This is a genomic window from Hahella chejuensis KCTC 2396 (assembly GCF_000012985.1).
GTDB classification, from domain to species: Bacteria; Pseudomonadota; Gammaproteobacteria; order Pseudomonadales; family Oleiphilaceae; genus Hahella; species Hahella chejuensis.
In genome coordinates this window covers 4,291,982-4,317,836 of record NC_007645.1, presented here as the reverse complement: position 1 = coordinate 4,317,836, position 25,855 = coordinate 4,291,982, and the positions used below count along the sequence as shown (strand labels likewise).

Here is a 25,855-nt window from a genome sequence, read left to right as displayed (position 1 = left end):
GTCATGGACTTAATAGTTTAAGAGCCAAGGGGATGGAAATGAATTTGATCGTGCGGCCCTTTTTTGATCGGGCGACGTATACGCTAAGTTACGTGACGCATGCAGAAGGGGATAGCCGTTGCGCTATTATTGACCCGGTGCTGGATTACGATTCCGCCGCCGGGCGCGTCAGCACTGACTCGGCGCAAAATATCGTTCGCTATGTGAAGGAGAGCGGGCTGCAAGTTGAGTGGATACTGGAAACCCATGCCCATGCGGATCATCTGTCTGCGGCGCAATGGCTGAAGCGCGAATTAGGCGGCAAAGTCGCCATTGGCGAGCATATCCGCGAGGTGCAGAGCGCGTTCGGGCGTATATTTGATCTGGGGACGGAGTTTGCGGTGGATGGTTCGCAGTTTGATCACTTATTTCGTGATGGCGAGACGTTTCACATAGGGACGACGCCCGCCCAGGTAATGTACACCCCGGGGCACACGCCCGCCTGTGTCAGTTACGTGGTCGCTGACGCGGTGTTTATTGGCGATACGCTGTTTATGCCGGATTACGGCGCGGCGCGGGCGGACTTCCCCGGAGGCGACGCGACGGAGCTGTATCGCTCCATTCGACGTATTCTGTCATTGCCGCCGCAAACCCGCTTTTTTGTCTGCCACGATTACCTGCCCAACGGCCGCGAGCTGCGTTATGAAAGCACGGTGGCGGAACAGCGCAGAGAGAACGTACTGTGTCATGACGGCGTTTCCGAACAGGGTTTCGTGCAGCAGCGCAAAGACAGGGACGCCAAGCTCGGGGCGCCTGCGCTCATGCTGCCGTCTCTGCAGGTAAACATCCGCGGCGGCAAGCTGCCTGAGGCGGCTGACAACGGCGTTCGCTATTTGAAGATCCCGTTAAATCAAATCAGCTGAGCCATCTCGACGCGACGGACGCCGCTATGTCCGCGAACCAGGAACTCAGAGTTTGCCTGCTTTGGCGGCCAGTGATGTTTCCGTTGACACATTGCTGTAGCGTTTAACGTAATCATTGGACATGGCCGTCGCCTGGGCGAGTTGCTTGCTGTTCATGATGCCTTTCAGGAATTGCTTCATTTCAGACGCGCGTTGCGGGTCCCAGTCTGTGATGGTTTTGCCTTTCTTGTTGAGTTCAGCGGCGGTCAGCCAGGCGTAGGCCTCCACATAGTCTTTGTTGACGCCCAGTTTTTTGTAGTAACAGTAAGCGACGCTCAATTGGGAGACGGGATTGCCCCGTTGGGCGGCCTTGAGAAAGTGCTCAAACCCCTTGCTTTCGTTCTTGGTCATACCCTGTCCCTGTAAGTACATCACGCCCAGATTATGCAAAGCGTTGGTGCTGCCGGCGACGATGGCTTTCTCGAAATAACTGGCGGCCTGCTCATAGGAGCGGTAGACGATTTGCCCTTCCTTATAGATCAAACCCAGCGAGTTCAGCGCTTCTTTACTGTTCTGGTTGGCGGCTTCCGTCAGCCACTTCAATGCCGACGAGCTGTTGGGGCTGATACCCACGCCATACTGATACATTTGCCCCAGTAACATTTGAGCTTCCATGATTCCGGCTTCCGCCGCCTTTTTCATGTAATCCGCTGCTAAATAATAATCCTGCTGTCCAGCCAGTCCCTCCAGCAGCATTTTACCCATATAGAAATGTCCTTGTTGATGCCCATGGGAAGAGGAGGTTTTACAGGAGCTCATGGCCGCCGCATATTTTGAATTGACGTAATCCTGTTCACAGGCTTCGCTTAGCTTGCTGACGTCCACGGCGACCGGCTGTGCGTTGCGCAACGCATCTTCGCGGTAACTGTCATAGTCGAACTTAGCGCTGGCTGTTGACGTTGCGGGTTGCGATGGGGAGCCGCTCGTCAGCAACAGATTGCGGTTGATTTGCTCTTTGACCGTGGCGATAGGAATCGCCATGCCAATGCCTTCCATACCACTCAGACGCAAGGTGTTCACGCCGATGACTTTGGCGTTGGCGTCCAGCAGCGGTCCGCCGCTGTTGCCTGGGTTGATGGCGGCGTCCGTTTGCAGCAGAGTAACGCCTTCGAAGTCTCTGATGCCGGAGAGAATGCCGGAGGTAACGGTAAATTCCAGTCCGGCGGGCGAGCCGACGGTATATGTGGGCTGTCCCACTGCCGGATCGGTTTTCACCGCCGCGTCGAAGTATCGGCACTCTTTGACGGCGCCGACCAGAAAGGCCAAGTCGGTGTCTTCGCTTTTAACTACGGTGTGCGCGGCGAAAGTGCGTCCATCCAGGGTCTTAACCTGGACGCTGGCGTTTCTCTGTTCGGAAGACAGTTTATCGTAAGCTTGCTGCAGCTCCTGGCGATATTTTTCCATGCTGCGCAGTTTGTCCTGATCCACACTATGCTGATCCGAGCCTTTATATTTGGGATGGCGCTTCTCCCAAGCGGCGATGCGTTCGCGCATCACCTGCGTTTCTCTATCCGCTTTGTCCATCGCGGCGGAAACATTGAGCAGTGCGGGGCTATCAAACTCCACCACATGTTTGTTGGTGACGATCAGGCAGTCTTTGTTGATGAAGAAACCGGAACCTACGCTGGCGCCCACACTGATGGAGACAGCGGCTTCCCGCGCTTCCTGAATCGAGCGGATGATGTGCGTATCGACAGTTTGCTTGTCTTGGCCTTTGGGCTCCACGATGACGATGTGCGTCCCTTTCTGGGATGGCGCCGGCGCGTCGTCATTCGAGCAGGCGGTGAGCAGCGTCGATGTGATGAGGCTGGCTGCAAGCAAGCGGAAAGTCGTGGCGGAGACTCGGGTATAGGACATGGATCACCTTATAGGGGGATGAATATCGGTATGCGCCATTGCATGCGCCATTGCATGCGCCATTGCATGCGCCATTGCATGCGCCATTGCATGCGCCATTGCATGCGCCATTATAGGTTGTGTGGAGCAGTGCTTTGGGTGGTGAGCGCTTGGATTTGACGTTGTTTTGCAACGGCAAAACTGGAGGGACCGGAATTTGGTAAGGCGCTTTGTATTCATGGCGACGTCCATGTCTGGCAGACCCTGGATTATTGAAATTCAGTGGGGCTGGGAGCGAGCTCTTCCATGCCAAAGCGCTTTTTCAGTTCTTCATATGCATTGTCCATACGATATAAACGATAGGCTTCGGCGAACTCTTCCGCCATGCCGTCCGGGGCTTTGCGCGAGAACGCCGCATACATACGCTTACCGGGGAACAGCGCCCCGTCCAGGCGTTGCACTTGTTCATCCAGGCCGGCAATTTCTGCGCGGGCTCTTTCTATGGCGCTGGTGGCGCCGAAGATGGCGTCGAATCGATTACTGATCAGCATGATGAAAAGCTGTGATTGATTGACGGTAGGTTGCTCGATAGGCGCCTTTCTGCGCAACAGGTCAATCACTTGATCGCTCATGTAATAACCGCTGGCCGCCGCTGTGCGCCAACGCCAGATAAACTGCTCTAAAGGCGGCTCATAGCGAATTTCGTCACTGCGGTCGCGTCTGATATACAGGGTGGTGCGGGAGACATGCAGCAGGTTGTCCGGTAAAAAATCGGCGAATTTCTGTCTCTCAGGAGAGATGGCGACGAAGGTCACTGCATGCACGCCGCCTTCCTCCAGTTCTTTCATGGCCCTTTTCCACGGATGTCGACGGAACTCGATATCCCAACTCAGCCGCCCCGCCACCGCTCGCATGATTTCAACGTGAAAACCGGTAAGATGCGCCGTTTCATCGATATATTCAAAAGGCGAATTATTGGCTTCCTCCATGCCCACCAACAGAGTCCTGGCCTGACACCATGGCGCAAGCCAGCAGCAAAAAGCGACCAGAAACCATTTCATGGAAACGGACCTCCCGAACTATGCGCTTGTGTGAGTTGAATAGACGCCGCAAGTAGCTGTATTAAGTATAGGCGTTAGATTTCGGTGCGTGTCTAAATTAGCCACCACTAATCATTGGAGAAATCGAAGGGGGTATAGAGTGCAGTACAGTTTTGAATTACGCGCATGCGCTATTTTGATCGCAAGCTCTACTGTGTTTGTAGGCGCTTGTTCACTAAGAGACAGTGCTGCGAGTGACGAATCACTTTTATCGATTCCTGTACTGAGCTCAGAAAATATAGATATATCGGGCCTTAATAAGAGAATTAACAATCAGTCTGAAAGCGATTTGTTTGCCGTGCTTTCGATGATTAGCGGGCCAATAAGTGAGCAGGGAGCGGTGGTTGTCAGGTCAAACAGAAAGGGCTCTGAAAAGGAATATAGTGTCGTGCTGATTAACGATAATATCCCCGATGATGACTCGGTAAGCGGATATCGCTACCATATTGTTTTGAAAAGGAATATAAGCGACAAGTGGATTGTTGTTGAAATGAAGCAGAGTTGGCGCTGTTGGGAAGATCGTGGGCATACTCAGTTTAGTGCAGAGCCCTGCGTATAGTTGAATCCAAGGATTAACAAACTTTTTCTGCTGTAATGTTCTGAAACCGCTCGATTGTCTGGCAAATCCGGTCCCTTCAACCATAATTTGATTGAACGGACGCGTAGATTTCCCGTTAATCAGTTGAGGGTTTCTTCGATGAAGTTTAAATCCGCCGTTTTGACTTTCTTTGCGTTACTCCTTGCGGTTTCCGTTCGAGCGGAAACTGTCACTGCCGCCGGCGACCCCTGGCCTCCTTTTATCGATCCTAACGACCCGGATGGCGGCGTCGCCGTTTCTCTGGCTCGGGAGGCGTTTTCCCGTTCCGGGTTTACCCTGGAGATGAATATCATGCCCTGGGCGAGGGCCATTGATGGTGTGAAAAACGCCAAGTATGACGTGCTTATCGGTACGTGGTGGACGAAAGAGCGAACGGAGTTTCTCGATTACAGCGAGCCCTATCTGACCAATGAAATCAAATTCATCAAACGCAAAGGCGACCCGTTTGAATATAACGGGATGGACAGTCTGACTGGCAAGTCCGTGGGCATCGTTCGCGGGTATGGATATGGGGATGAGTTCCTCAACGCCACAAATTTCAAGCGCCCGGAAACCGCAGACTTTTTACCGAATGTGAAGAAAGTGGTGTCCGGCAGGGTGGACCTCACCTTGGAAGATGAACTGGTGGCCCGCTCGCAGATCGCCAAAGAAGATCCGGGATTAATCGATCAAATTGAGTTTACCAAGAACGCGCTGAGCGCCAATACCTTGCATGTCACCTGCGGCCTCGCCAACGCCAAGCACGAAGAGATTATCGGCGCTCTGAACAAAGGAATGGCGGCGATGAAGGCGGATGGGACTTTCGATCAGATCTTGAAGAAATACGGCATGAAGTAGTGCGCGCCAATCTATTTCAGGACGGGGCGCCCTAAAGTAAAAAGCCGGACGTTTAATCGCGTCCGGCTTTTTCTTTGGGTAGTTCTAACGGCGGGTTAGAAGCTGACCATCATGCCTTGCGGCAGCCATTCGTTGAAGACAGCGGAAGCCAGCAGTTGTTTGGCTTGCTCGATGTCCGGGCCGAAGTAGCGGTCGTGATCGTAGAACGGCACCACCTGACGCACAGACTTGCGCGCTTTCTCCACCAGCGCTGAAGATTTCAGCGGGCTACGGAAATCCATGCCCTGGGTGGCGGCCAGAATCTCGATGGCGAGAATGCCGCGGGTGTTGTCCGCCATATCGGTCAGACGACGGCCGGCGTAAGTCGCCATGGACACGTGGTCTTCCTGGTTGGCGGATGTCGGCAGGCTGTCCACGCTGGAAGGGTGGGACAGACACTTGTTCTCGCTGGCCAGCGCGGCGCTGGTCACCTGAGCGATCATGAAACCGGAGTTCACGCCGCCGTTGTCCACCAGGAAAGGAGGCAGTTTGGACATGTTCGGATCGATCAACAACGCCATGCGGCGTTCGGACAGAGAACCGATTTCCGCCAGCGCCAACGCCAGATTATCCGCCGCCATGGCGACCGGCTCCGCGTGGAAGTTGCCGCCGGACAGAATGTCGTCTTCGTCGGCGAATACCAGCGGGTTATCGGACACCGCATTGGCTTCCGCCTGCAGCACTTCCGCCGCGTTGCGGATTTGCGTCAAACAGGCGCCCATGACCTGAGGCTGGCAGCGCAGGGAGTAGGGGTCCTGCACCTTGCCGCAGTTGCTGTGGCTCTGCGCGATCTCACTGGTGTCCGCCAGCAGGTGGCGATACATGACCGCCGCGTCGATCTGGCCTTTCTGGCCGCGGGCGTCATGAATGCGGGGGTCGAAAGGCGTGCGGCTGCCCAGGGCGGCCTCTACGCTCATGGCGCCAGTGACCGTGGCTGCTGCGTACAAATCCTCGGCGAAGAACAAGCCTTCCAGGGTGAACGCCGTGGACGCCTGCGTGCCGTTGAGCAGAGCAAGCCCTTCTTTCGGCGCCAGGGTGACGGGCTGCAGGCCGGCGATATCCAGGGCGGTCATGGCGTCGACGATTTTGCCGTCATGTCTGGCCTGGCCTTCGCCCAGCAGCACGCAGCTCATATGCGCCAGAGGCGCCAGGTCGCCGGAAGCGCCCACGGAGCCTTTCTTCGGTACGATTGGGTAAACTTCTGCGTTCACCAGCTTGATCAGCGCATCCACCACCAGGCTGCGAATGCCGGAGTAGCCCCGCGCCAGCGCATTGATTTTCAGCGTCATCATCAGGCGCACGGTGGCGTCGTCCATGAAATCGCCAGTGCCTGCTGCGTGGGACAGCACGATAGAGCGCTGCAGCACTTCCAGTTGATCTTCGGCGATACGGGTGTTGGCCAGCAGGCCAAACCCAGTGTTGACGCCATAGACCACGCGGCCTTCGCGCATGACGCGGGCGACGGCTTCGTGGGATTTATCCATGACGCGGTAGGCGTCTTCGCTCAGTGACAGTTGCACTGGGCCGCGGCTGACTGTGCGCAGATCCGCCAGGGTAAGTTGACCGGGGTTAATTAACAGCTCATTCACGTTATGTACTCCGCTACGCATTAGTCTTTCAGCATTGGCAAGTCGAGGCCGTTCTCTTTGGCGCAATTACGAGCGATGTCGTAACCTGCGTCGGCATGGCGCATTACGCCGGTGCCGGGATCGTTGCGCAGCACGCGGGCGATACGCTGATCCGCCGCTTCGGAGCCGTCACAGACGATCACCACGCCGGAGTGCTGGCTGAAGCCCATTCCTACGCCGCCGCCGTGGTGCAGAGACACCCAGGTGGCGCCGCCGGCGACATTCAGCATGGCGTTCAGCAACGGCCAGTCGGAGACCGCGTCGGAACCGTCCATCATGCTCTCAGTTTCCCGGTTGGGGCTGGCGACGGAGCCGGAATCCAGGTGGTCGCGACCGATAACCACGGGCGCTTTCAATTCGCCGTTGCGCACCATTTCATTGAAGGCCAGACCCAGACGGGCGCGGTCTTTCAGCCCGACCCAGCAGATACGCGCCGGCAGGCCCTGGAAGCTGATGCGTTCGCGCGCCATGTCCAGCCAGTTGTGCAGGTGGGGATTGTCGGGTATCAGTTCTTTGACCTTGGCGTCGGTCTTGTAGATGTCCTCTGGGTCGCCGGATAGCGCCGCCCAGCGGAAAGGCCCTACGCCTTCACAGAACAGGGGACGAATGTAGGCGGGCACGAAACCGGGGAAATCGAATGCGTTCTTCACGCCTTCTTCCAGCGCCATCTGACGGATGTTGTTGCCATAGTCCAGGGTCGCCGCGCCGGCTTCCTGTAACGCCAGCATGGCTTGCACCTGCACCGCCATGGATTGTTTGGCCGCTTTGACTACGGCAGCGGGGTCTTTCAGACGCATTTCCGCTGCGTGCTCCATAGTCCAGCCTTGCGGCAGGTAGCCGTTCAGCGGGTCGTGAGCGGAAGTCTGGTCGGTGACCACGTCAGGAGTAACGCCGCGCTTGACCAGCTCTGCGTATACGTCCGCTGCGTTGCCCAATAGACCGATAGAGATCGCTTCGCCAGTCTTCTTGGCGTTTTCGATCATCGCCAGAGCGTCGTCCAGGTCTTTCGCCTGCTTATCCAGGTAGCGCGTGCGCAGACGGAACTCGATGCGGCTGGGGTCGCAGTCCACCGCCAGCATGCAGAAGCCGGCCATCGTCGCCGCCAGAGGCTGCGCGCCGCCCATGCCGCCCAGACCGCCGGTCAGAATCCATCTGCCGTGGGCTTCGCCGTTGAAATGCTGCTTGGCGACGGAAACGAAAGTCTCGTAAGTACCCTGCACAATGCCCTGAGAGCCGATGTAGATCCATGAGCCGGCGGTCATCTGGCCGTACATCATCAGGCCTTTCTTATCCAGCTCGTTGAAGTGTTCCCAGTTGGCCCAGTGGGGTACCAGGTTGGAGTTGGCGATCAGAACGCGGGGCGCGTCGGCGTGAGTCTTGAATACGCCAACCGGTTTGCCGGACTGCACCAATAATGTCTCGTCATCTTCCAGGCGCTTCAGCACTTCCACGATTTTGTCGAAGCATTCCCAGTCGCGGGCGGCGCGTCCGATGCCGCCATACACCACCAGAGATTTAGGGTGTTCGGCGACTTCCGGGTCCAGATTGTTCATCAACATGCGCAATGGCGCTTCAGTCAACCAGGACTTGGCGTTCAGCTCGGAGCCGCGTGGGGCGCGGATCTCTCTCTGGTCGTCATGGCGAGGATCTTTCATCGGTTTCTCCTGTGAGTTACTTCTACGCTTTTGTTGTTGGTTTTCCCAGCAGGCCGGCCAGGCGCGCGGCGAGTCGGGCGGCGACGCGGGCGGTTCTGCTGTCAATATCGTAAGTTGGGTTGTATTCGGCGATATCCGCCATCAACACCGGCAGCGCTTTGCGCTGAATGGCGTCCAGCATAGCTTCTACGATTTCCAGCGGTACGCCGTAAGCGGCGGGGGCGCTGACGCCGGGGGCGGTGGCTGCAGGCAGTACGTCCAGATCAATCGTCAGATAGAGGCAGTCCACTTTGCTCAAAAAGGCGTCCAGGGCGCGCAGCATCGGGCCCAGTTGGGTATAACCGCAATGAGTGTCTTTCAGGTAGGTGACGCCGAGCTTGTCGGCGCGATCGAATAAGGCCTGGGTATTGGCGTATTCACTGATGCCGAAGACGGCGTAGTGAAAGGGCTTGCCGGCGGTCTTGCAGTATTTGGCGATCTGCTGGAAAGGCGTGCCGGAGCTGGCCCCTTCGCTGTCGCTGCGCAGATCGAAATGGGCGTCCAGATTCAGTATGCCGAGGACTTTGTCCGGGGCCGCCTGATCCAGGTGCCGGCGTAAGCCCTGAAAGCTGCCCCAGGCGACGTCATGGCCGCCTCCCAGTACGATGGGGCTGTGGCCTGCCTGCAGTTGCTTGAAGACTTTGGTGGCCAGCGCCGCCTGGGCGTCTTCCAATTCGCCTTCCCACTGAATATTGCCGCAGTCATAAACCGGATGGGTCAGACGCCAGGGCAGGTTCGCCAGGGCTTTGATGATTTCATCGGGGCCATTCGCTGCGCCTACGCGGCCCTTGTTGATATAGACGCCAAGGTCGCAGGGGTAGCCGATCAACGCCACGCCCGCCGGGCTGTCTTCCTGTGGCGCTCTAACTTGCTGGTGCCAGCGTACGGCGGTGGGGCCGTCGGCGCTGTCGATGCGTCCTGACCAGACTTTTGTCTCAGACATTGTGAATTTCTCCATGAAAAACCCGTTGATGCGGGCCGGTGACGCCGAATTCGTAGCTCAATTGAGCCGGGTGCTGACAATCCCAGACAATAAAATCCGCCGCCATGCCTGGCGCAAGATGACCGATGCGGTCTTGCATGCCGAGGGCCTTGGCGCCATGGCGCGTGACGCCGGCGAGCGTTTCTTCCGGCGTCATGCCAAAGAAGGTGCAGCCCATGTTCATCATCAGGCGCATCGACGCCAGAGGGCAGGAGCCGGGATTGAGATCAGTGGCCAGAGCCATGGGAACTTTGTGCTTGCGCAGCAATTCCATGGGCGGACGCTGGGTTTCCCGTAAAAAATAAAAGGCGCCGGGCAGCAGCGTCGCCACCGTGCCGGAGGCCGCGATAGCTTGTACGCTGGCTTCGTCCAGATATTCCACATGGTCGACGGAAAGCGCGTTGAATTCGGCCGCCAGCGCGCTGCCGCCGCTCAACGTCAGTTGCTCCATGTGGCCTTTCACCGGCAGACCCAGTTTCTGTGCGGCTTCGAACACCCGGCGGCATTGCTCTGGCGTGAAGGCGATGGATTCACAGAACACGTCCACGGCGTCAGCGAGCTTTTGCTCATGGGCCACAGGCAGGGCTTCTTCGCAGATCCAGGAAATATAATCGTCGGAGCGGCCGGCGTATTCGGGAGGCAAGGCGTGAGCCGCCAGCAGAGTGGTGCGGACGTTGACCGGATAGCGCTGCCCCAGGCGGCGCGCCACGTGCAACATCTTCAGTTCTGACTCCAGGTCCAGCCCATAGCCGGATTTGATTTCCACTGTCGTCACGCCTTCACGCAGTAGCGCCAGCAAACGTTTCTCTGATTGCTGCAACAGCTCTTTCTCGGTGGCGGCGCGAGTCGCGCGCACGGTAGAAATAATGCCGCCGCCCTGCTTGGCGATATCCGCATAGGAGACGCCCTGCAGGCGCATCTCGAATTCAGCGGCGCGGTCGCCGCCGTAAACCAGATGGGTGTGACAATCCACCAGGCCGGGGGTGATCAGGCGGCCATTGGCGTCAGTGATGTTATCGGACGCGTCGCCATCCCATTCAGACATGGGGACAATGGCTTCGACTTTGCCGTGCGCCACGCCGAGGGCATGGCTTTCCAGCAGTCCGTAGGCGTGTTGGGCGTCAGGATCAAGGGTGGCGATCCTGGCGTTGATCCACCAATCCATAAAATCTCGCTCTCCGCAGTGTTTTTTATAAATGTATATACATTTAAAGACAAAAAACGCATTTTACGCAAGAGGGGAGACGAGAAAAATTTCTTCTCATAACGAATATTGAAACCGGTTAGGTGTAGCCTGGAGACTGTGTTTATATGCCGTAATAGCTATAAAAATAGAGGGATTAAGACTTTTTTTGAATTTGGCGAGCTAGAGTGAATGTAGCGGTTTCTGCGTTCTCACAGCCTGCGTTCAGCGGGGTTTTGTGAGGCTGGGAATTTTGAATGTATATACAAATTTTCGATCCGCTAACTGCTTGATCTAAAGGCAAGATGATTGGAGTCAGGGGGAATATAAGGAAAACCACAAGAGTTCAGCCCGCGCGAAAGGCGAGCCTGCCGCCATCATTCGCGGGTGGGCGCGATTGCAAAATAATCTGATTTGATGATCGTTATGGAGAGGGAGGCGATATCTATGAAAAGTGGCTGTCGGACTGCAGGCGATAACGGCTGCCAGGATAAGTCAGGTGGGCGCTGCTGACCAGCTGCTGACGGCTCCAGGTGCGGCGGTAGATGCGCAGGCAGGGCTCATTGATATTGATTTCCAGTAGCTTGCACTGATCCGGGTCCGCCAGCACCGCTTCAATAATATGCTCCACATCGGAAACCGGATAAACGGAAGTGAGGTACTGATTGGGAGTGACGACGGAAAAGTCCTGATCCAGATACTCCGGCGCCAGTAGAGGATTGATATAGCGGTCTTCCAACTGCACCGGCACGCCGTCTTCCAGATGGACTATCAAGGTGTGAAACACCGGTACGCCGGTTTTGATGCCCAACTGCACCGCCACATTGGAGGAGGCGCGCAATTGTTCCTGCTTGACGATGCGGGCGCTGTACTCATGCCCCCGCGCTTTGATTTCTTCCGCGATGTTGCGGATATCCTGAAACGAAGACGTGGGTTTGGCGTCATTGACGAAGGTGCCTTGACCTTGATACCTCACCAGACGCCCTTCATTCACCAGATCCCGTATCGCCTTGTGCACAGTCATGCGGCTCACCTGAAACTGCTGCGCCAACTGCATTTCTGTGGGAATGCGGCCGCCGACCACATAGCGCTGGCTCTCGATGCCGCTGACGATGAAGTCCTTAACCTGCTGAAACCGGGGTTTGGATGACACGGATAAATTGTCCTTGCAATGACCTGACGAAAGCCGTCGATGATTCGGGCGCTTATTGTATAGGCATTTTAGCGGCGAATCAGGAGGTTTTAATGCTTGTGGTGGAAAGAATTCCAGCGTTGGTGGAGCTCGTCAGAAGAGGAAAAGGGATAACTTGTTTTGTTTAGTGGGCGGAGATTAGTTCTAAGTGTATAAAAAACAAGAAAATATGTACTTGAGAGGAGGCCTATGTATAATGGTGCGGCCTTTCAATTGGACTGATAACGTATGCCGTTTAATACTTACCTATTCTTTATTTTCTTTGCTTCTGTATGGATTATATACAGCTCTTGTAATAACTGGCGTTTGCAAAAATTAATATTGCTTGCAGCCAGCTACTTATTTTACTCGGCATGGAATCCAAGCTTTGTCCTCTTGTTACTTTTTTCAACGATTTGTGACTGGTATGTTGCGAAAGGCATCTTTCGTGCAGAGTCGAAAAAGAAGAAGCAAGCATACGTTTGGACAACGCTTTTAATTAATCTCGGCTTGCTGGGGTTTTTCAAATATTGGAACTTTCTCTCTGAGAACCTTTCCTTCCTCAGTGGTGGGCTTATCCATGCGTCATCGTTTGATATATTACTACCTATGGGGATATCATTTTATACATTTCAAACAATCTCATATTCAATTGATGTTTATCGAGGAAAGATTAAGCCCGCTACCTCGTTCAGCGACTATGCGCTGTATGTCTCGTTTTTTCCACAGCTGGTAGCTGGCCCAATTGTCAGGGCCAATGACTTTTTACCACAGTGTGAAAAGCCAAAGAGAGCTTCTGCTGATCAGCTGGGTTGGGGGCTGTGTTTAGTCATTTTTGGCGTGTTCCAAAAAGTAGTATTGGCCGATAGCCTTTTTGCTCCGATTGTCGACACCATCTATCAAAGTCCGGAAATTTACGGTCAGCTCGAAACCTGGGTTGCTGTCTTCGCATTTTCGGGACAGATATTCTGTGACTTTTCCGGCTACTCGACCACAGCAATAGGCGTAGCCTTGTGTTTTGGTTTCATTTTGCCGGATAACTTCAAATCTCCATACGGCGCGGTAGGCGTTCAGGACTTCTGGAGACGGTGGCACATCAGTCTTTCCACATGGCTCAGGGATTATGTATACGTGTCTATGGGCGGGAACCGGGCCGGTAATGCGCGGACTTACGTTAACCTCATGCTTACGATGCTTATTGGCGGTTTGTGGCATGGGGCTTCCTGGATGTTTGTAATATGGGGGGGGTTACACGGGATCTATCTTACAGTAGCGCGCTACATCCAGCGTTCCTCTTCTTCTGACGGTTCGGAGAGAACAACAGGACAAAAGCTTTTATTGGCCTTTTTTACTTTTATTCTTGTCTCTGTGACCTGGATATTCTTCCGTAGTCAAAGTATGGAGGAATGTGTTCAGGTCGTAAGAAATCTGTTTGGCAATGCTGACGCAACCGGGAAGGTCGACGGGCTTAAGATGATCTATGCATTCGTTGGCGCTCTGGCCTTGTTTTTTACACACTTCGCGTTGCGTGAACGTAGCATCGAAGCCTTGTTCACGAAGCTGAATCCGTTCATGCGGGCTGCCTTTTTAAGTGTTTGTTTAGTTAGTCTATTTCTATTTGCGAGTGGTGATACCCGTGCGTTTATCTACTTCCAGTTCTAATGACCGCCTACCAACAGGGCGTTGGGGGATAACTTGGTTGTGTGCGTTGTTCGTGGCTGCCACCGCCATATCTGTATTTGAAATGGGTTTGCGATACTCTGGATTTCAGCCCACTCAAGATGATTCTGTGGAGTTCTGGATTGAGCAAAGAGACCGTATCAATGATAGCTCTGAGCGGCCGGTAGTGCTTTTGGGAAGCTCGCGAATTCAATTGGGAGTCGATACGGCATATCTAAGAGATGAGCTAGTGAGGCCCGTAATACAGTTAGCCATTGACGGCACTTCTTTTATGCCATTGTTGGAGGACCTCAGTGAAGATGAGAGTTTTGTTGGCGATGTGGTTGTATCGGTGGTTGAAAGTCATGTGCTGCCATCTGAAGAAAATCAGAGGGCCTCAGAATGGGTTGATGCCTATTATAAGTATAAAAATAAAGGAATTGAGCCTTATAAATATTTTGATCAGCTAATCGAGCTTCAACTGAGATCTAGGTTGTCCAGCCGATTTATGGGAGTCAGCCCTATAGATATGACTGATAAGTGGAACCCTGCGCTGACAAGCACCCCGAAAGTATATTTGACAACAAACACTGATCGTAGCCGGAATGCTGACTATTCTTTATTAGATCAAGTTCAGACCTATATAGGAAGAGTGCTTCGGCATTACAGCTTAACTTTTCCTCAAGGGGTTAATAACTTCGAGGCATTCGATAGATATTGTCTGGACAAACTGAGCGAAAGAAGCAAAGCTGACCTTAGCCTGTTCGAAGAGGGAGTCCAAAAAATGGACAGACATATAAAGGAAATAGAAGAACGGGGAGGGCGGGTCTATCTCGTACGTTTCCCTACTGATAAATTAATATGGGCATTTGACGATCATGTATGGCCCAAAGGGGAATACTGGGATACATATATTGGAAGTCGTTATAACTCAGTGCACTTTAGAGATTACCCAGAGATGGCGCGTTTTTCTCTCCCTGACGGTTCACATCTGGATATGAGAGATAAAAAGCCATTTACTAAGGCGCTCTTGGAAGCCCTAAGTGATAAGGGATTTGAGATCGAGTAGACCAATTTGTGAAGGGCGTCTATTCTTTAACCTGAGCCGGGCGTTGGATCGAGTGGTTGCTTCCAGTCAGACGCCGTCTGTGTCCGCTGTATCCAGCGTAGTGCCTGTGTTGTGCTCGCCAGAGGGAGCTCTGATCAGCCAGAGGAGTCCCTGCAGGATACCGCGGCCCGCTTTCGCCAGTTGCTACATCCGTTCCCCTGCAGGCGTGGCTAGAACGCCGACAACAACAGAGGAGCGAAGCTATGTTGATCAAACACCACCTCCCGACGCATTCCTATCCGGTTGTTCCAGCGAATCTGAAGATATTTCTGTTTTATCTGGTGGCGATTCTGTTCGCAGTAAGCGGCATCGCATTGGGTTGATGTCACAGACGCCCGCTGGATGGGGGGCGTTACAGCAGTTTGCGGTTGAGCGCGACGTCCTTGTATCCCTTCTGCACGTCGAACAGACGACTCAGGTGCGGAAGGTAAGGGCTGTCGACGGCTTTTTCTCCGTTGATAGTGTCCAGGTTAATGCTTTTCAGCGGCTGACAGGATCGGTGCAACAGGTTGCTCAACGGGGCCAGACAGGCGTCCAGGTCCGGGTGATCCGGCGGGATCATGATGTCCAGCTGTTTGCCGTTACGGCGCGCCACCATGATCAGTTCCGGCCCCATGAAACTCATATGTATGGAGTCCAGCCGCTTCGGCAGCTTCTGTTTCAGCCCCGTCAGACCCAGTCCGCACAGGGACGCGGGATCGGTTGCATTGAGCCAGTACAGTCGGGTTTGCGGCAGGCCGTTCTGCAGCATTTGCAGCGCGTTAGGGGTAATGAACTGCGGGCCGGGGATATCCTTGAAAAAGTAGCCGCCGATGATTTCCCTGGACAGCTCCATCAGGCGCAGGGAGCGAAACACCGCGCTCCAACGCATTTCTGGAAGCTCTCTTTGCAGGAGTTCGCGAAACACTACACCGTAACGACTTAACAGCAGGCGTGCGCGATCCTTGCCGCGCTCCTGTTCCGTTATAGGATCATCCTGTCGCAAGGGCCAGCGCACTTGCCGCCAGGTTCCAGGACTGTTCGCCGCCTGTTTCGACTGGGCGAAGGAATGGCGCATGGCCCGACGACGGGATGGCGGTCTGCCGGAACTCTGAGTGGGCAGATTCGGAATGGTGAATTTGTTTTCCACTCCTCTGCGCAACGCGGCGAAGGCGTCGTTGTTGATGCGTTGTTTCCATACCCAGTCCCATAGGCGTTCTGTCAGCGTAGTGTTGTCCAGTCCGCTTTTCCCGGAGAGAGCCTGGAAATCGTAGCGGCTGTCGACGTCTGGAAACAGAGCCCGCAGGTCTTCGGCGGCTTCTTCGTTGAGAGGCGCAGGGGCGTCAAGCAGGTCCAGATCGGCGGCGAAGCAGAATAGGGTTTTGCCTTCCTCCACGCCAAGCCACTCCAGGTCGGACTCCTGAAACAGATGGTCCAGTAAGGCAGGGTTGTAGTCCGGCAATCGCGCGGGAAGTATTTCGTTCTCCCACAGCGCAGCAGGGGCGGGCGTTCCCTGCAGGCGTTGCACAATATCGAAGAGTCGCTCATGGGGATCGTCGTCACGCTCGCACGTTAGGGTCTGCCAGCAGTGTAAGAACAGGGGAAGCTGCTCCAAGGGGAGGGGGGCGAATTCCGGCGCGGCCTCTTTGCGCGCCATATGCAGGAGGATTTCGAAATTCTCCCGATCGCAATAGCGCAGCTCAGCATTGCCTTCGATCAGGGGGCCGGCCACGATTGCGCGCGCTTCCACCAGATCGTCGAGAGCCCGCTGCAAACGTTGTGGGTCGACGCCAAGCCAGAGGGATATCTCTGTGGCGGACACCGGCCCGTAAAAGCGTAGCCATTCGCCCAGCAGCGTATCGAAGAGCGCATCGGATTCCGCATCCGCGTCTGCTTCCGGATAGAACGCCTGTGCGAAGGAGGCCTGGTTTTCCCGCGCCACAATAACTTGGGCGTTGCGGCGCTCCAGGCGAATAATTTTGGTTTCCGTCGCCGACAGCATGTCTTGCAGTGTCTCATTGCCGGACTCTGATTCAATACAGAACAGCAGTTCGCGCCATTCAGAATCCGGAATAGCGCCGCGTTCCTTGATCCAGTCCAACAGGTCTCGCGCGCTGTCCGGCGCATAACCTGGCGCCAGACGCTGGCGTTTCTGCACGAAGCGCTGACACAGTTCAGCGTTTACGGTGGGACGCAGCTCATCGTTGTACAACAGCTCTCGCAGCAGGTCCTCACTGAGATTGGAGGTCTTGTCCGAGGTGGGCGTGTCGTCCTTGTACATGTACAGGTTGACCTGCTCCCAGGCGATATTCTGCGCCATGGGGCTGGGCGTTCGGGTATTGGCGACGGACCATTGAATCTGTTCGGTTTGCAGCTCCTCCAGCAGTTGTTTTAACGCGGTCAGATCAAATTCGTCCTGCAGGCAGGTGCGCCAAGTTTCCAGCAGAATGGGGAAGTCCTCGTACTTGAGCACGGAGTTCAGCAATTTCTGCGACTGCAGGCGACTCATCCACAAAGGACGACGCTCGTTGAATTTGCCTTTGCTGAGCAACAATGCGCGGCCTGCGCATTCTCTGAAGCGCGCGCCAAAAAAACCGGAGCCTTCCAGGCGGGCGCGTAACAGGGCTTCTATCCGCTCTGGAGAAACCAGGGAGAGAATGGCGTCGACGGGAATTTCCTCCGGCATCTGCAGGACGATGCATTCGTTACTGACATACACCACCGGCTGTTCGCTGAAGGATTCCAGCCAGGCGGCTTCCAGAGCCATGCCCCAGGGGCGATTCACTTCAGCGCCCCAACCGGTGTGCAGCACCATCTGACGGCCGTGGCTGTGCCCCAGGATAGAGTCGACGATCTCCACCAGCAGATGGTGGCGATGAGGCAGGGGGCGTCCCGTGTGCGCCCGTTGGCGACGCAGAAAATCCAGCAGGGAGTCCGCCACCTCCGCCGTCATGTAATATTGCGACTGCAAGGTGGCGACAATATCAGGGGCGTCCAGATTGGCGTCGAGATGCTCCAGGAACAGGCCAATTTGCTCGGAGAAGTGGAAGTTGCGGCTGATGGATTCGGCTTTCCAGAACGGTGGCGTTGACGCTCCGGCTTTGGCGGGAAGCACGAACACATCGTTGTGGGTGATTTTCTGAATCTGCCAGAACTGCGCGCCCAGAGTGAAGCTTTGACCGATTTTCGCTTCCCAGACGAACTCTTCGTCCAGCTCGCCGATACGGGCGCTACTGTCCTGGTGGCGCAGATGAAAATAACCGCGATCCGGTATGACGCCTCCGGATTGATACAGTGAGAGCAGGGCGCCGGGGCGCGCCGTGATGGCGTTGTCGATGCGATCCACGGATACGCGCGCCTGCAGTTCGCGGATACGACTCTCCGCGTAACGTCCCGCCAGCATGTCAATCAGCAGATCAAACTGGCGACGGGATAAATTGTGGTAAACGCTGGACATGCGCAGGTGCGCGTACAGTTCGTCCAGGTCCCAGGTCGCCACCCCCGTCATGGAGATAATCACCTGCGCCAGCACATCCAGGGGACACTGCAGTGGGCGCACCGGCTCCAGGTCTTTTTCCATGATGGCTTTGGCCAGCACAGCGGACTCCAAAAAGTCCTGGGGATGAGTCGGAAACAGCGAGCCGACGCTGACGTCGCCGACGTTATGGCCGGCCCGCCCCACGCGCTGGATCGCCGCCGCCACCGAACCGGCGGTCTGCACCAGCACGACTTCATCCAGGGCGCCGATATCGATGCCCATCTCCAGAGAGCTGGTGGCGACGATAGCGGCCAGTTCGCCTCCCTTGAGGCGCCGCTCCACCTCGGTGCGGATCTCCCGCGACAGCGAGCCATGATGCGCGTAAGCCACCATCGCGTCCGCCGCCTGATTGATCTTGTAGGTGAGCTTTTCGCACAGGGCGCGATTATTGGTGAAGATGAGCGTGGCGCGATTGGCCTGAATACGCGTCAGCAGGGTTTCCGCGAGAGCGTCCCAGAGGTGTTTGTCCGCGCTGCGGTGAGCGATGGCGGCCGGATAGTTGACGCTGAGCCGGTAATGCTTGGCGGCGTGGGATTCCACCAGCGTGACCGGCCGCTTGCGATATTGAGGATTGCGCGCATAGTCAGGCTGACGGACATCCAGTTCGTAACCGGCGACAAAGTCCGCGGCGGCGGAGACCGGGTTAATGGTGGCGGACAGAGCGATGCGCTGAAACTCACCGGACAGATCCACCAGACGCTCCACGGCGGAGATCAGGTAAGCGCCCCGTTTGACGCCCAGCAGAGAATGCGCTTCATCAATGATGACCGTATCCAGGTCCTGCAGCAGGCTAAGGCCGCTCTGGGAACTCAGCAGCAGGTTGAGGCTTTCCGGCGTGGTGATGAGAATTTCCGGCGGTTGGCGCAGCATCTGACGGCGTTCGCCTGAGGGGGTGTCGCCGCTGCGGGTCTGTGCGCGGATAAGCGGGAAGGGCTCCCCCTTACGCTCAAAGCACGCTGTCAGTTCCGCCAGCGGACGGCTGAGGTTATTGCGGATATCGTTATTCAGCGCTTTCAGTGGCGAAATGTAGAGTATGCGCGTACGGCCCGGTTGCAGCTCGCCGGTAGCGAAGCGGTTGAGAGCCCAGAGAAAGGCGGTGAGGGTTTTGCCGCTGCCGGTGGGAGCGGTAATCAGGCAGTGTTCGCCGGAAGCGATGCGCGGCCAGGCTTTACTTTGGATATCCGTGGGCGCGCCTAGGTTGGCCGCGAACCATTCCGCGATAAGTGGGTGAAATAAAGCCAGCGCCTGGGACATAAGAAACCGTTGTCGACCTGTGATCGTAAATAAAGGTTGCTGATAAAAGTAATCTGAATCATATATGAATTCGGCGAAAGTTTGACGGTTCTGCACTTCGCGTAAAGAATTGAAGATATAACGCCCGTGTCTGGTTTCTGTGGGACGAGGAAACCATTTTGGTGTGGAGGCATAAAAGCATGCGATGGTATTCCTGGCCTGTCATGGCGCTGGTGGGGCTATTGTTGAGCGCATCCCTGTGTCGGGCGGACGAAGCGATAGAAAAACTGACGTTTATGACTGAGGACTATCCTCCTTTCAACTACGTCCAGGACAACAATCTCAAAGGTTTCTCCGTTGACCTGCTGGAGCTGATACTTAAGAAACTGGGCTCAAAAAAGACGCGCAAGGATATCCAGGTGCATCCCTGGGCGCGCAGCTACCGGCTGACGCTGAAAACGCCCAATACGGTTTTGTTTGTCATGACCCGGCGTGGTCCGCGGGAGGATCTTTTCAAATGGGTAGGCCCAGTGGCGGCGTCGCCGATTGTGTTGATGGCCAAAAAAGAACGCAATCTGAAAATACGTTCTTCGGAAGAGGTGAAGCAATACCACATCGCCTCCGTGCGTGAGGACATCGCTGAGATTGTACTGGATGAATACGGCGTGCCGCTCGATAAACGCGAGCCGGTGCCATACCCGGAACTGGCGGCGAAAATGCTGGAGGCGGGTCGGGTGGACATGTGGGCCTACGGCGACATCGCCGCTTACTGGATCATCAAGCAGAACGGCTTTAACCCCTCTGAGTATGCGCCAGTGTACGATTTCGGTTCCGCCGGCGATAACTATTACGCCTTTAATATTGATACGCCGGACTGGATTATCGAGCGCTTTCAAACTGCGCTGGACGAACTGAAAGCGGAGATAGAGGAGAACGGTCAATCCGTCTATCAGAATATTATTGATCGTTACATCAAGTAGGAACGGACGTCCCGGCATGAACAAAGATCTCAGCTTCGGCGCGCTTATTGGCCTCATTTCCGGTCTGGTTATCGCTGGCATTGGCGTCTTGCTGGAGCTGGCGGATGCCAGCGACGCCCTCTGGGTGAACTACTGGATGCCCGGCGGCGTGTTTGGCGCCGCGATCTGCCTCGGCGCCTGGCTACGGGGCTGGAACGCCGAGCGCAAGGGGCTGACGCTGTTGATTGTTATCGCCGGCACGATTCTGGGTTGGCGTTTATGCTTCCTGTTCTTTATCGCTTCCTGGGAGGTGGTGTCACTGGCGCTGATGGGCGCGGTGGGCGCTTGCGTCACCGCCATCGGCGTCATCCTCGCCTGGCGTATGCGCGCCTGGATGATCTTTTTGGCGTCATTCACTCTGGCTGGCGCCGCGGGCGGCGTAGTGGACTTCGTGTTGATCAACAGTCTGCCGGAGGCCGCCAAAGACGCCGTCTGGCATGGCTTTTGGGAGAGTGTGGCGATTTTCCCCGTTTGGCAGGCGATAACGCTGGCCTGCGCCCTTGCCGTAGGCGGCCCCCGACCCTCCAGGTAGGGCCTCCCAACGGCCAAACTAAGTAAACGCCGTTAAATTAAATTTGCGTAACCCTTGATCCCCGACTAGCCTTTCAGCTATCCAGTTAGCGGTCCCTGCATTACCGGCGAGCCAAGGTCGGCGACAATACTTTTTTCTTTTATTAATATGGCAATGATATTGGCATGTTAATAATCAGGCGCATGGATGCGCCTGCGCGGCGTCCAGCCGCGGGAGACAGGGCCTGACGTGTGCAGGCTCTGTCGTTGCAGACAAATAGAAGGAGGTTATTTGTCTGCCTGATTAATAAAAACAGGAGCGAAGCCGGTAGGAGAGACTGGATTGAATTGCGTTTCCAATTAATGGAGGAAAAGACAATGCAATCCAGAACAAAAATAAAAACAGCGGTATTTCTAGGTCTTCTTGGCAGTTCAGTTGGCGTATCCGCAGAAATGGGCGACTACTCATTCTGGGATACCCTGGGCAATCTGATCTGGCCCCGGGGGGCGGATAACCCGGTCACGCAGGAGCAGCAAAACGCAGCGCAGTATCCCTTGACGCCCAACCCCTCCGAAGTCGCCGACGGTTTCAACCCTGGCGCCTATCTGCAATGGCAGACCATTCAACTACACCCGGACACCGGCGCAATCTGCGGCAACGGCTCGCCTTATAAGTTCTTCGTCAATCGCGTGGCGCATACCAGCAACACAGTGATTTATATGGAAGGCGGCGGCGCCTGCTGGGATTATGAAAGCTGCACCGGCCAGACCGGCATTCGCGGCGCCCGAAATCCCAACGGCATTCCCGATGACTACATGAGCTTGCAGAACCCCTCCGCCAGTCTGGTGAGCCCGTTCGTGTTCCGTCTGCATCCCTGGACCCGCACCAAAACCCAGAACTGGAACATGGTGTACATTCCCTACTGCACCGGGGATATCTACACCGGCGACAAGGTCGCGATCTACGAGGACCCCACTGGCGAAAATGACCCGCTGGTGTGGCGGCATAACGGCGTGCGCAATATGCGCGCAGTGGTGGCGTGGCTGAAGAACAACCTGGAGCGTTCCGGACAAATGCTGATGACCGGATGCAGCGCCGGCGGCGCGGGTTCTTTCGCCAACTATCACCCGGTTCGCCGCGATATGGCGCCAGGCAAGGCCTACCTGATCAACGACTCCGGCCCTATCTTCCCGGCGCCGGTGACTGGCTCGGAAGAAGAATATCCCTCCCTCAAACTGCAGAACACCATTCGCAATGTGTGGGGTCTGGACGGCGATGGCGACGGGCCTTTGTACTACCTCCAAAACGAGCTGCCGTCACTGGACTTGAACGACCTGGGTACTCTGTACACAGCCCTGGGCGAATACTATCCAAACGATCGTCTGGGTCATACGCACTTCTGGGATGACCTCAATTACTCTTCCTATTCCTATGAGCGTTTCTATGACGACATTAATAACGAGCCCGATGCAGAGAAGCGTAAGCAGAAAATTCATCAGCGTTGGTACAAAGACACCAGTCACCTGATGACGTCGCTGGACGGCTATGATAACTGGGGCTACTACATTCCGCGTTTCCGCGATGTGAATGAAAGCCATTGCACCAGCATCATCGAGTTCAACAACGCGGACATTCAGGAAGACGGATTGGAGCTGGGCGACTTCGTGAATAACGTGATGGAAGGCTCCGGCCCGGTCATGTCCGCTTCGGAAGAAGACTCCGTCAGCGATTATCAGAAAGGCTTCAACCTGCTGTACTGGTTGCTGGATCAGTTGCTGTAAACAGTTCCGGGCAGTGACTTTGTACGCCTGAGCAAGCCCCCGATCGGGGGCTTTTCTCTGTTTGATGAAGTTGGGCTGGATGGGAAGGCTAACGTTATATTATGCGCAGGATTAATTCGCAGACCCGTGATTATCCAGCGCGTAAGCCTGCCTGAGTTCCTCGTTCAGACGCTGGGCGAGGTAATCGTCGCGGCTGAGTCCGTTGGGGTAATGGGTCATCGCCAGCACTTCCTTCACGATTTCCGCCTCGCGTTTCTTGTACTCGGCGAAACGCGGGTCCGGATTGTCCTTGAACTCCTGCATGCGCGCCTCGCCCGCCTGTTTGTACTGCTGTATCAACTCCATTCCTCTGGCTTTGGCTTCAGGATCATTGGGGGTGATTTTTAATAGCGCCAGTTTCATGATCAAGGCTTCCGCCGCGGAGAGCTTGTGCTCTTTTTCCAGGCGGTCGATATTTTGTTCCGCGCGGGAGAATTTTTCCCGACGGGTGGCGCTGTCCATTTGCTCTGCGTGTTGCAGCAGCTCGCGATAATCGCGTCCGTAGTCGAAGTAGGATTGGTATTCCGCATAACGCTCCAGAGCCTGGTCTTCTAATAGGGTGTCCTGGCTTTGGCTGAGACTGGAAGGGCGCGCCTGGGCGGAAAAGTTTTGCATGCCGATGGGAAGAAAAGCGTTGGCGTCGTTGACTGCGACAGTGGTTTCGGGAGGCGTGCTCGTGTGTGTGTCGGATGGAGACGGGGAGGAGGAGCCTCCCAGCAGCCAGGTGGAGAGACCCAGTGTGGCTGTTATGAGGGCAATGCCGAAATAGGCCTTGGGTGTCATGATCAGTCTCCTTTTTCTTATTTGAATATCCAATAGTGAGAGATCTTCTCATTTACAAATATAGCCGCCGAATCCGGTTTTAATAAATTTTTTTATTTTTATGCATCCAAATTGATAACTGGCGTCGTCTTGATAAGTGAAGACATTCAAAACCCCAAAATAGTCACTTAGGAGACGCCAATTATGAAATTCAAAAGCCTTGCCGTTCTGACTGCTGCAATGATGCTGACTGCTTGCGCCGCTAACTCTGAAAATCATGCAGGCGAGCCGGTTTCCAGCAGAGATACGTCACTTGGCTCCGTCATGACCAGCAAACAGGGCATGACGCTGTACACCTTCACCAAGGATGCAGCAGGCGTCTCCAACTGTAATGGCGGCTGTGCGGAAAACTGGCCTCCATTCATGGCGGGTCCATCCGCGCACGATACCGGTAAATTCACCATCATTACCCGCGCTGACGGCTCCAAACAGTGGGCGTATGAGAGCAAGCCGCTGTACTTCTGGGTTGGCGACCGCGCGCCTGGTGACGTAACGGGTCATGGCGTCAAGGACGTCTGGTTCACAGTGAAAATGGACTCGGCGAAAAGCCACAAGCAAAGCAATTACAACAGCAGCAGTTACTATTAATCAGGCAGACGAATAGCTTCCTTCTATTTGTCTGCAGCGATAGGACCTGCGCATGTCAGGCCCTGTCTCTCGCGGCTAGCCGCGCAGGCGCACGCAGGCGTCTCGTTACGGGAGCGCAGAACCGAAAATTCGTCGCAAACCCCAAGTCCGACTGGTATGCGGCGGCTACCTGGATATAATGCCTGGGAACCTTCGGGGGAATCGATCAGGTGAATTCAATTCAGGAGCCGTCTTTGAAGACCGCAACCGACACAGATTGGTCTGTGGAGCTGTCGCCGCTGTTGCGCCGCATCGTAGACCAGGACCGAGCCGCGCTGAAGCGTCTGTATGATTTAACCGGCGCCAGGCTAATGGGCGTCGCCATGCGCATATTGCAAGATGAGGGCGAAGCCGCCGACCTGTTGCAGGAAGTGTATATGAAGCTGTGGCGGCAAGCATCGCAGTATTCGGGAGCCGGGTCCGCCTGGGGCTGGCTCTGCGTGCTCACCCGCAACGCTGCGCTGGACAAGCTGAAAAGCAGACAGCGCAAGCGTGAAGATCTCATGGATGATGTGGAGCCGTTGATGGCGGATCTGGCTGGCGAGGGGTGCGGGCTGGCGGACCAGGAAGGCATGAGGCAGTGCCTTGAAAAACTGAATGAAGAGCCTCGTAAAGCGATTTTATTGTCTTATATCCACGGATACAGCCACGGCGAACTGGAAACTCGGCTAGAGCGCCCATTAGGGACGATCAAAGCCTGGATCAGACGCGGACTGCAGGAGTTAAAACAATGTCTCGAAGCATGAGATATAAAAACGCCACAGTTTGCGACCATCTGGCGAGTCAATATGTGGCGGGGGCGATGAGCGCCCGAGTACGTCGACGCATGGAAACCCTGATGCGCGACTATCGTGAAATGGATACGGCGGTGGCCCATTGGTCAGATTTGATGACGCCGATGCAGGAGAGTCTGCCGGCGCAACAACCGCCTGCGGATCTGTGGGCGAAAATAGACGCCGCCACAGCGCCTGCCGCGAAACCGCAAAGGGCGCAGGCGCCGGTCGCCAAAACCAGCTGGCTGGCCAGCTTCTGGGAAAACCTCGCCGTGTGGCGTTTCTCTGCGATGGCGGGAACGGTGGCGTCAGTGGTGTTCGCTGCGGCGTTGTTATGGAACGTCATGGGCGGCGCGCCGGGACGAGGGGCTGACTATATGGCGCCGATGAGCCGCAATGGCCAGGTGGCGCTGGTGATCTCCGCCTACAAAGGCGAGGAGCCGGGAACCTCTCAGCTGGTGACCCAGTGGTCCAAGCGCTTCCAGGATAAACCTTCAGGCCCGTTGCATTTGTGGGCGGAAAAGATGGATGACCACAGTCTGGTGTATCTGGGGCAGATTGACTCCGGCAAAGAGAACTGGACGCTGACCTCTGCGGAATGGAAAGTCATCGCCAACAGCAGCCGTCTGTTGATCAATGACAACCCCGCCACGCTGGATGTCGCCGCCGTCGCCTTTGAAGGCCCCTGCGTCCAGCTGAACGCCTGGAAGAGCTAAAAGGCTGGCGTCCTGAGTAAAGCTGGACAAACTGAGCTAGA

General features: G+C 55.6%; 20 protein-coding genes. 11 read left to right on the top strand and 9 right to left on the bottom strand.

The genetic code is table 11. The annotated features are described in order from the left end of the window. Nucleotides 1-38 precede the first annotated feature (38 nt). Complete coding sequence (locus tag HCH_RS18620; protein ID WP_011397950.1) at nt 39-902, top strand: MBL fold metallo-hydrolase; 864 nt, start codon at nt 39-41, stop codon at nt 900-902. Nucleotides 903-947: 45 nt separating this feature from the next. On the opposite strand, the gene HCH_RS18615 is transcribed toward HCH_RS18620, so the two are convergent. Continuing rightward, complete coding sequence (locus HCH_RS18615; protein WP_011397949.1) at nt 948-2,798, bottom strand: trypsin-like peptidase domain-containing protein; 1,851 nt, start codon at nt 2,796-2,798, stop codon at nt 948-950. 248 nt (nt 2,799-3,046) lie between these two features. After that, the gene (locus tag HCH_RS18610; protein ID WP_011397948.1) at nt 3,047-3,838 is read right to left on the bottom strand and encodes a substrate-binding periplasmic protein; all 792 of its coding nucleotides are present in this window, start codon (nt 3,836-3,838) and stop codon (nt 3,047-3,049) included. Between the two features lie 139 nt (nt 3,839-3,977). Here HCH_RS18610 and HCH_RS18605 point away from each other — a divergent pair, with 139 nt between their 5' ends. Next, nucleotides 3,978-4,436 (top strand): hypothetical protein, encoded by a 459-nt coding sequence (locus HCH_RS18605; protein WP_041598788.1) that lies wholly within the window; start codon nt 3,978-3,980, stop codon nt 4,434-4,436. A 138-nt stretch (nt 4,437-4,574) separates the two neighbouring features. Continuing rightward, on the top strand, nt 4,575-5,312 hold the full coding sequence (locus tag HCH_RS18600; RefSeq protein WP_011397947.1) for a transporter substrate-binding domain-containing protein: 738 nt from the start codon (nt 4,575-4,577) through the stop codon (nt 5,310-5,312). A gap of 95 nt (nt 5,313-5,407) precedes the next feature. Here the strand turns inward: HCH_RS18600 and hutH are convergent, their stop codons facing one another. The 5 genes from hutH to hutC form a co-directional block, all read right to left on the bottom strand. Then, nucleotides 5,408-6,961, bottom strand: coding sequence for a histidine ammonia-lyase (gene hutH / locus HCH_RS18595; protein ID WP_011397946.1), 1,554 nt, complete (start codon nt 6,959-6,961; stop codon nt 5,408-5,410). Continuing rightward, nucleotides 6,961-8,634: a urocanate hydratase gene (hutU, locus tag HCH_RS18590; protein ID WP_011397945.1), complete on the bottom strand. Its 1,674-nt coding sequence runs from the start codon at nt 8,632-8,634 to the stop codon at nt 6,961-6,963. Before hutU ends, hutH begins: the two co-directional genes overlap by 1 nt. 22 nt (nt 8,635-8,656) lie before the next feature. Further along, complete coding sequence (gene hutG, locus HCH_RS18585) at nt 8,657-9,616, bottom strand: formimidoylglutamase (RefSeq protein ID WP_238384915.1); 960 nt, start codon at nt 9,614-9,616, stop codon at nt 8,657-8,659. After that, nucleotides 9,609-10,820 (bottom strand): imidazolonepropionase, encoded by a 1,212-nt coding sequence (gene hutI, locus HCH_RS18580; RefSeq protein ID WP_011397943.1) that lies wholly within the window; start codon nt 10,818-10,820, stop codon nt 9,609-9,611. The genes hutG and hutI overlap by 8 nt, the downstream gene beginning before the upstream one ends. Nucleotides 10,821-11,283: 463 nt before the next feature. Further along, nucleotides 11,284-11,991 (bottom strand): histidine utilization repressor, encoded by a 708-nt coding sequence (gene hutC, locus HCH_RS18575; protein ID WP_011397942.1) that lies wholly within the window; start codon nt 11,989-11,991, stop codon nt 11,284-11,286. A gap of 267 nt (nt 11,992-12,258) precedes the next feature. Here hutC and HCH_RS18570 point away from each other — a divergent pair, with 267 nt between their 5' ends. Further along, nucleotides 12,259-13,671 carry an MBOAT family O-acyltransferase gene (locus tag HCH_RS18570; protein WP_011397941.1) on the top strand — a complete coding sequence of 471 codons (1,413 nt, stop codon included), beginning with the start codon at nt 12,259-12,261 and terminating at the stop codon, nt 13,669-13,671. Then, nucleotides 13,646-14,737 carry a hypothetical protein gene (locus tag HCH_RS18565; protein ID WP_011397940.1) on the top strand — a complete coding sequence of 364 codons (1,092 nt, stop codon included), beginning with the start codon at nt 13,646-13,648 and terminating at the stop codon, nt 14,735-14,737. The genes HCH_RS18570 and HCH_RS18565 overlap by 26 nt, the downstream gene beginning before the upstream one ends. Nucleotides 14,738-15,128: 391 nt before the next feature. Here HCH_RS18565 and HCH_RS18560 read toward each other — a convergent pair whose 3' ends face one another. Then, nucleotides 15,129-19,547 (bottom strand): DEAD/DEAH box helicase, encoded by a 4,419-nt coding sequence (locus tag HCH_RS18560; RefSeq protein WP_011397938.1) that lies wholly within the window; start codon nt 19,545-19,547, stop codon nt 15,129-15,131. 179 nt (nt 19,548-19,726) lie between these two features. Here HCH_RS18560 and HCH_RS18555 point away from each other — a divergent pair, with 179 nt between their 5' ends. The 3 genes from HCH_RS18555 to HCH_RS18545 all read left to right on the top strand — a co-directional run bounded on the left by HCH_RS18555 (nt 19,727) and on the right by HCH_RS18545 (nt 22,837). After that, nucleotides 19,727-20,506, top strand: a complete 780-nt coding sequence (locus tag HCH_RS18555) for a substrate-binding periplasmic protein (RefSeq protein ID WP_011397937.1) — start codon at nt 19,727-19,729, stop codon at nt 20,504-20,506. A 16-nt stretch (nt 20,507-20,522) separates the two neighbouring features. Then, complete coding sequence (locus HCH_RS18550; protein ID WP_011397936.1) at nt 20,523-21,077, top strand: hypothetical protein; 555 nt, start codon at nt 20,523-20,525, stop codon at nt 21,075-21,077. 356 nt (nt 21,078-21,433) lie between these two features. Further along, nucleotides 21,434-22,837 carry a pectin acetylesterase-family hydrolase gene (locus HCH_RS18545; protein ID WP_011397935.1) on the top strand — a complete coding sequence of 468 codons (1,404 nt, stop codon included), beginning with the start codon at nt 21,434-21,436 and terminating at the stop codon, nt 22,835-22,837. Between the two features lie 111 nt (nt 22,838-22,948). On the opposite strand, the gene HCH_RS32520 is transcribed toward HCH_RS18545, so the two are convergent. After that, nucleotides 22,949-23,659, bottom strand: coding sequence for a hypothetical protein (locus HCH_RS32520; protein ID WP_011397934.1), 711 nt, complete (start codon nt 23,657-23,659; stop codon nt 22,949-22,951). A 183-nt stretch (nt 23,660-23,842) separates the two neighbouring features. On the opposite strand from HCH_RS32520, the gene HCH_RS18535 reads away from it, so the two are divergent. The 3 genes from HCH_RS18535 (at nt 23,843) to HCH_RS32515 (ending at nt 25,814) form a co-directional block, all read left to right on the top strand. Beyond that, nucleotides 23,843-24,286: a COG4315 family predicted lipoprotein gene (locus HCH_RS18535; protein WP_011397932.1), complete on the top strand. Its 444-nt coding sequence runs from the start codon at nt 23,843-23,845 to the stop codon at nt 24,284-24,286. Between the two features lie 233 nt (nt 24,287-24,519). Beyond that, nucleotides 24,520-25,071 (top strand): RNA polymerase sigma factor, encoded by a 552-nt coding sequence (locus tag HCH_RS18530; RefSeq protein ID WP_041598786.1) that lies wholly within the window; start codon nt 24,520-24,522, stop codon nt 25,069-25,071. Further along, nucleotides 25,056-25,814 carry a hypothetical protein gene (locus tag HCH_RS32515; protein WP_011397930.1) on the top strand — a complete coding sequence of 253 codons (759 nt, stop codon included), beginning with the start codon at nt 25,056-25,058 and terminating at the stop codon, nt 25,812-25,814. Before HCH_RS18530 ends, HCH_RS32515 begins: the two co-directional genes overlap by 16 nt. The last annotated feature ends 41 nt before the right edge of the window (nt 25,815-25,855 follow it).

What these genes read in the sequence shown, in the direction of transcription:
- HCH_RS18620 (WP_011397950.1), top strand. Translation starts at nt 39, where the DNA reads ATGAATTTGATCGTGCGGCCCTTTTTTGATCGGGCGACGTATACGCTA.
- HCH_RS18615 (WP_011397949.1), bottom strand. Translation starts at nt 2,798, where the DNA reads ATGTCCTATACCCGAGTCTCCGCCACGACTTTCCGCTTGCTTGCAGCC.
- HCH_RS18610 (WP_011397948.1), bottom strand. Translation starts at nt 3,838, where the DNA reads ATGAAATGGTTTCTGGTCGCTTTTTGCTGCTGGCTTGCGCCATGGTGT.
- HCH_RS18600 (WP_011397947.1), top strand. Translation starts at nt 4,575, where the DNA reads ATGAAGTTTAAATCCGCCGTTTTGACTTTCTTTGCGTTACTCCTTGCG.
- hutH (WP_011397946.1), bottom strand. Translation starts at nt 6,961, where the DNA reads ATGCGTAGCGGAGTACATAACGTGAATGAGCTGTTAATTAACCCCGGT.
- hutU (WP_011397945.1), bottom strand. Translation starts at nt 8,634, where the DNA reads ATGAAAGATCCTCGCCATGACGACCAGAGAGAGATCCGCGCCCCACGC.
- hutG (WP_238384915.1), bottom strand. Translation starts at nt 9,616, where the DNA reads ATGTCTGAGACAAAAGTCTGGTCAGGACGCATCGACAGCGCCGACGGC.
- hutI (WP_011397943.1), bottom strand. Translation starts at nt 10,820, where the DNA reads ATGGATTGGTGGATCAACGCCAGGATCGCCACCCTTGATCCTGACGCC.
- HCH_RS18570 (WP_011397941.1), top strand. Translation starts at nt 12,259, where the DNA reads ATGCCGTTTAATACTTACCTATTCTTTATTTTCTTTGCTTCTGTATGG.
- HCH_RS18560 (WP_011397938.1), bottom strand. Translation starts at nt 19,547, where the DNA reads ATGTCCCAGGCGCTGGCTTTATTTCACCCACTTATCGCGGAATGGTTC.
- HCH_RS18555 (WP_011397937.1), top strand. Translation starts at nt 19,727, where the DNA reads ATGCGATGGTATTCCTGGCCTGTCATGGCGCTGGTGGGGCTATTGTTG.
- HCH_RS18550 (WP_011397936.1), top strand. Translation starts at nt 20,523, where the DNA reads ATGAACAAAGATCTCAGCTTCGGCGCGCTTATTGGCCTCATTTCCGGT.
- HCH_RS18545 (WP_011397935.1), top strand. Translation starts at nt 21,434, where the DNA reads ATGCAATCCAGAACAAAAATAAAAACAGCGGTATTTCTAGGTCTTCTT.
- HCH_RS32520 (WP_011397934.1), bottom strand. Translation starts at nt 23,659, where the DNA reads ATGACACCCAAGGCCTATTTCGGCATTGCCCTCATAACAGCCACACTG.
- HCH_RS18535 (WP_011397932.1), top strand. Translation starts at nt 23,843, where the DNA reads ATGAAATTCAAAAGCCTTGCCGTTCTGACTGCTGCAATGATGCTGACT.
- HCH_RS32515 (WP_011397930.1), top strand. Translation starts at nt 25,056, where the DNA reads ATGTCTCGAAGCATGAGATATAAAAACGCCACAGTTTGCGACCATCTG.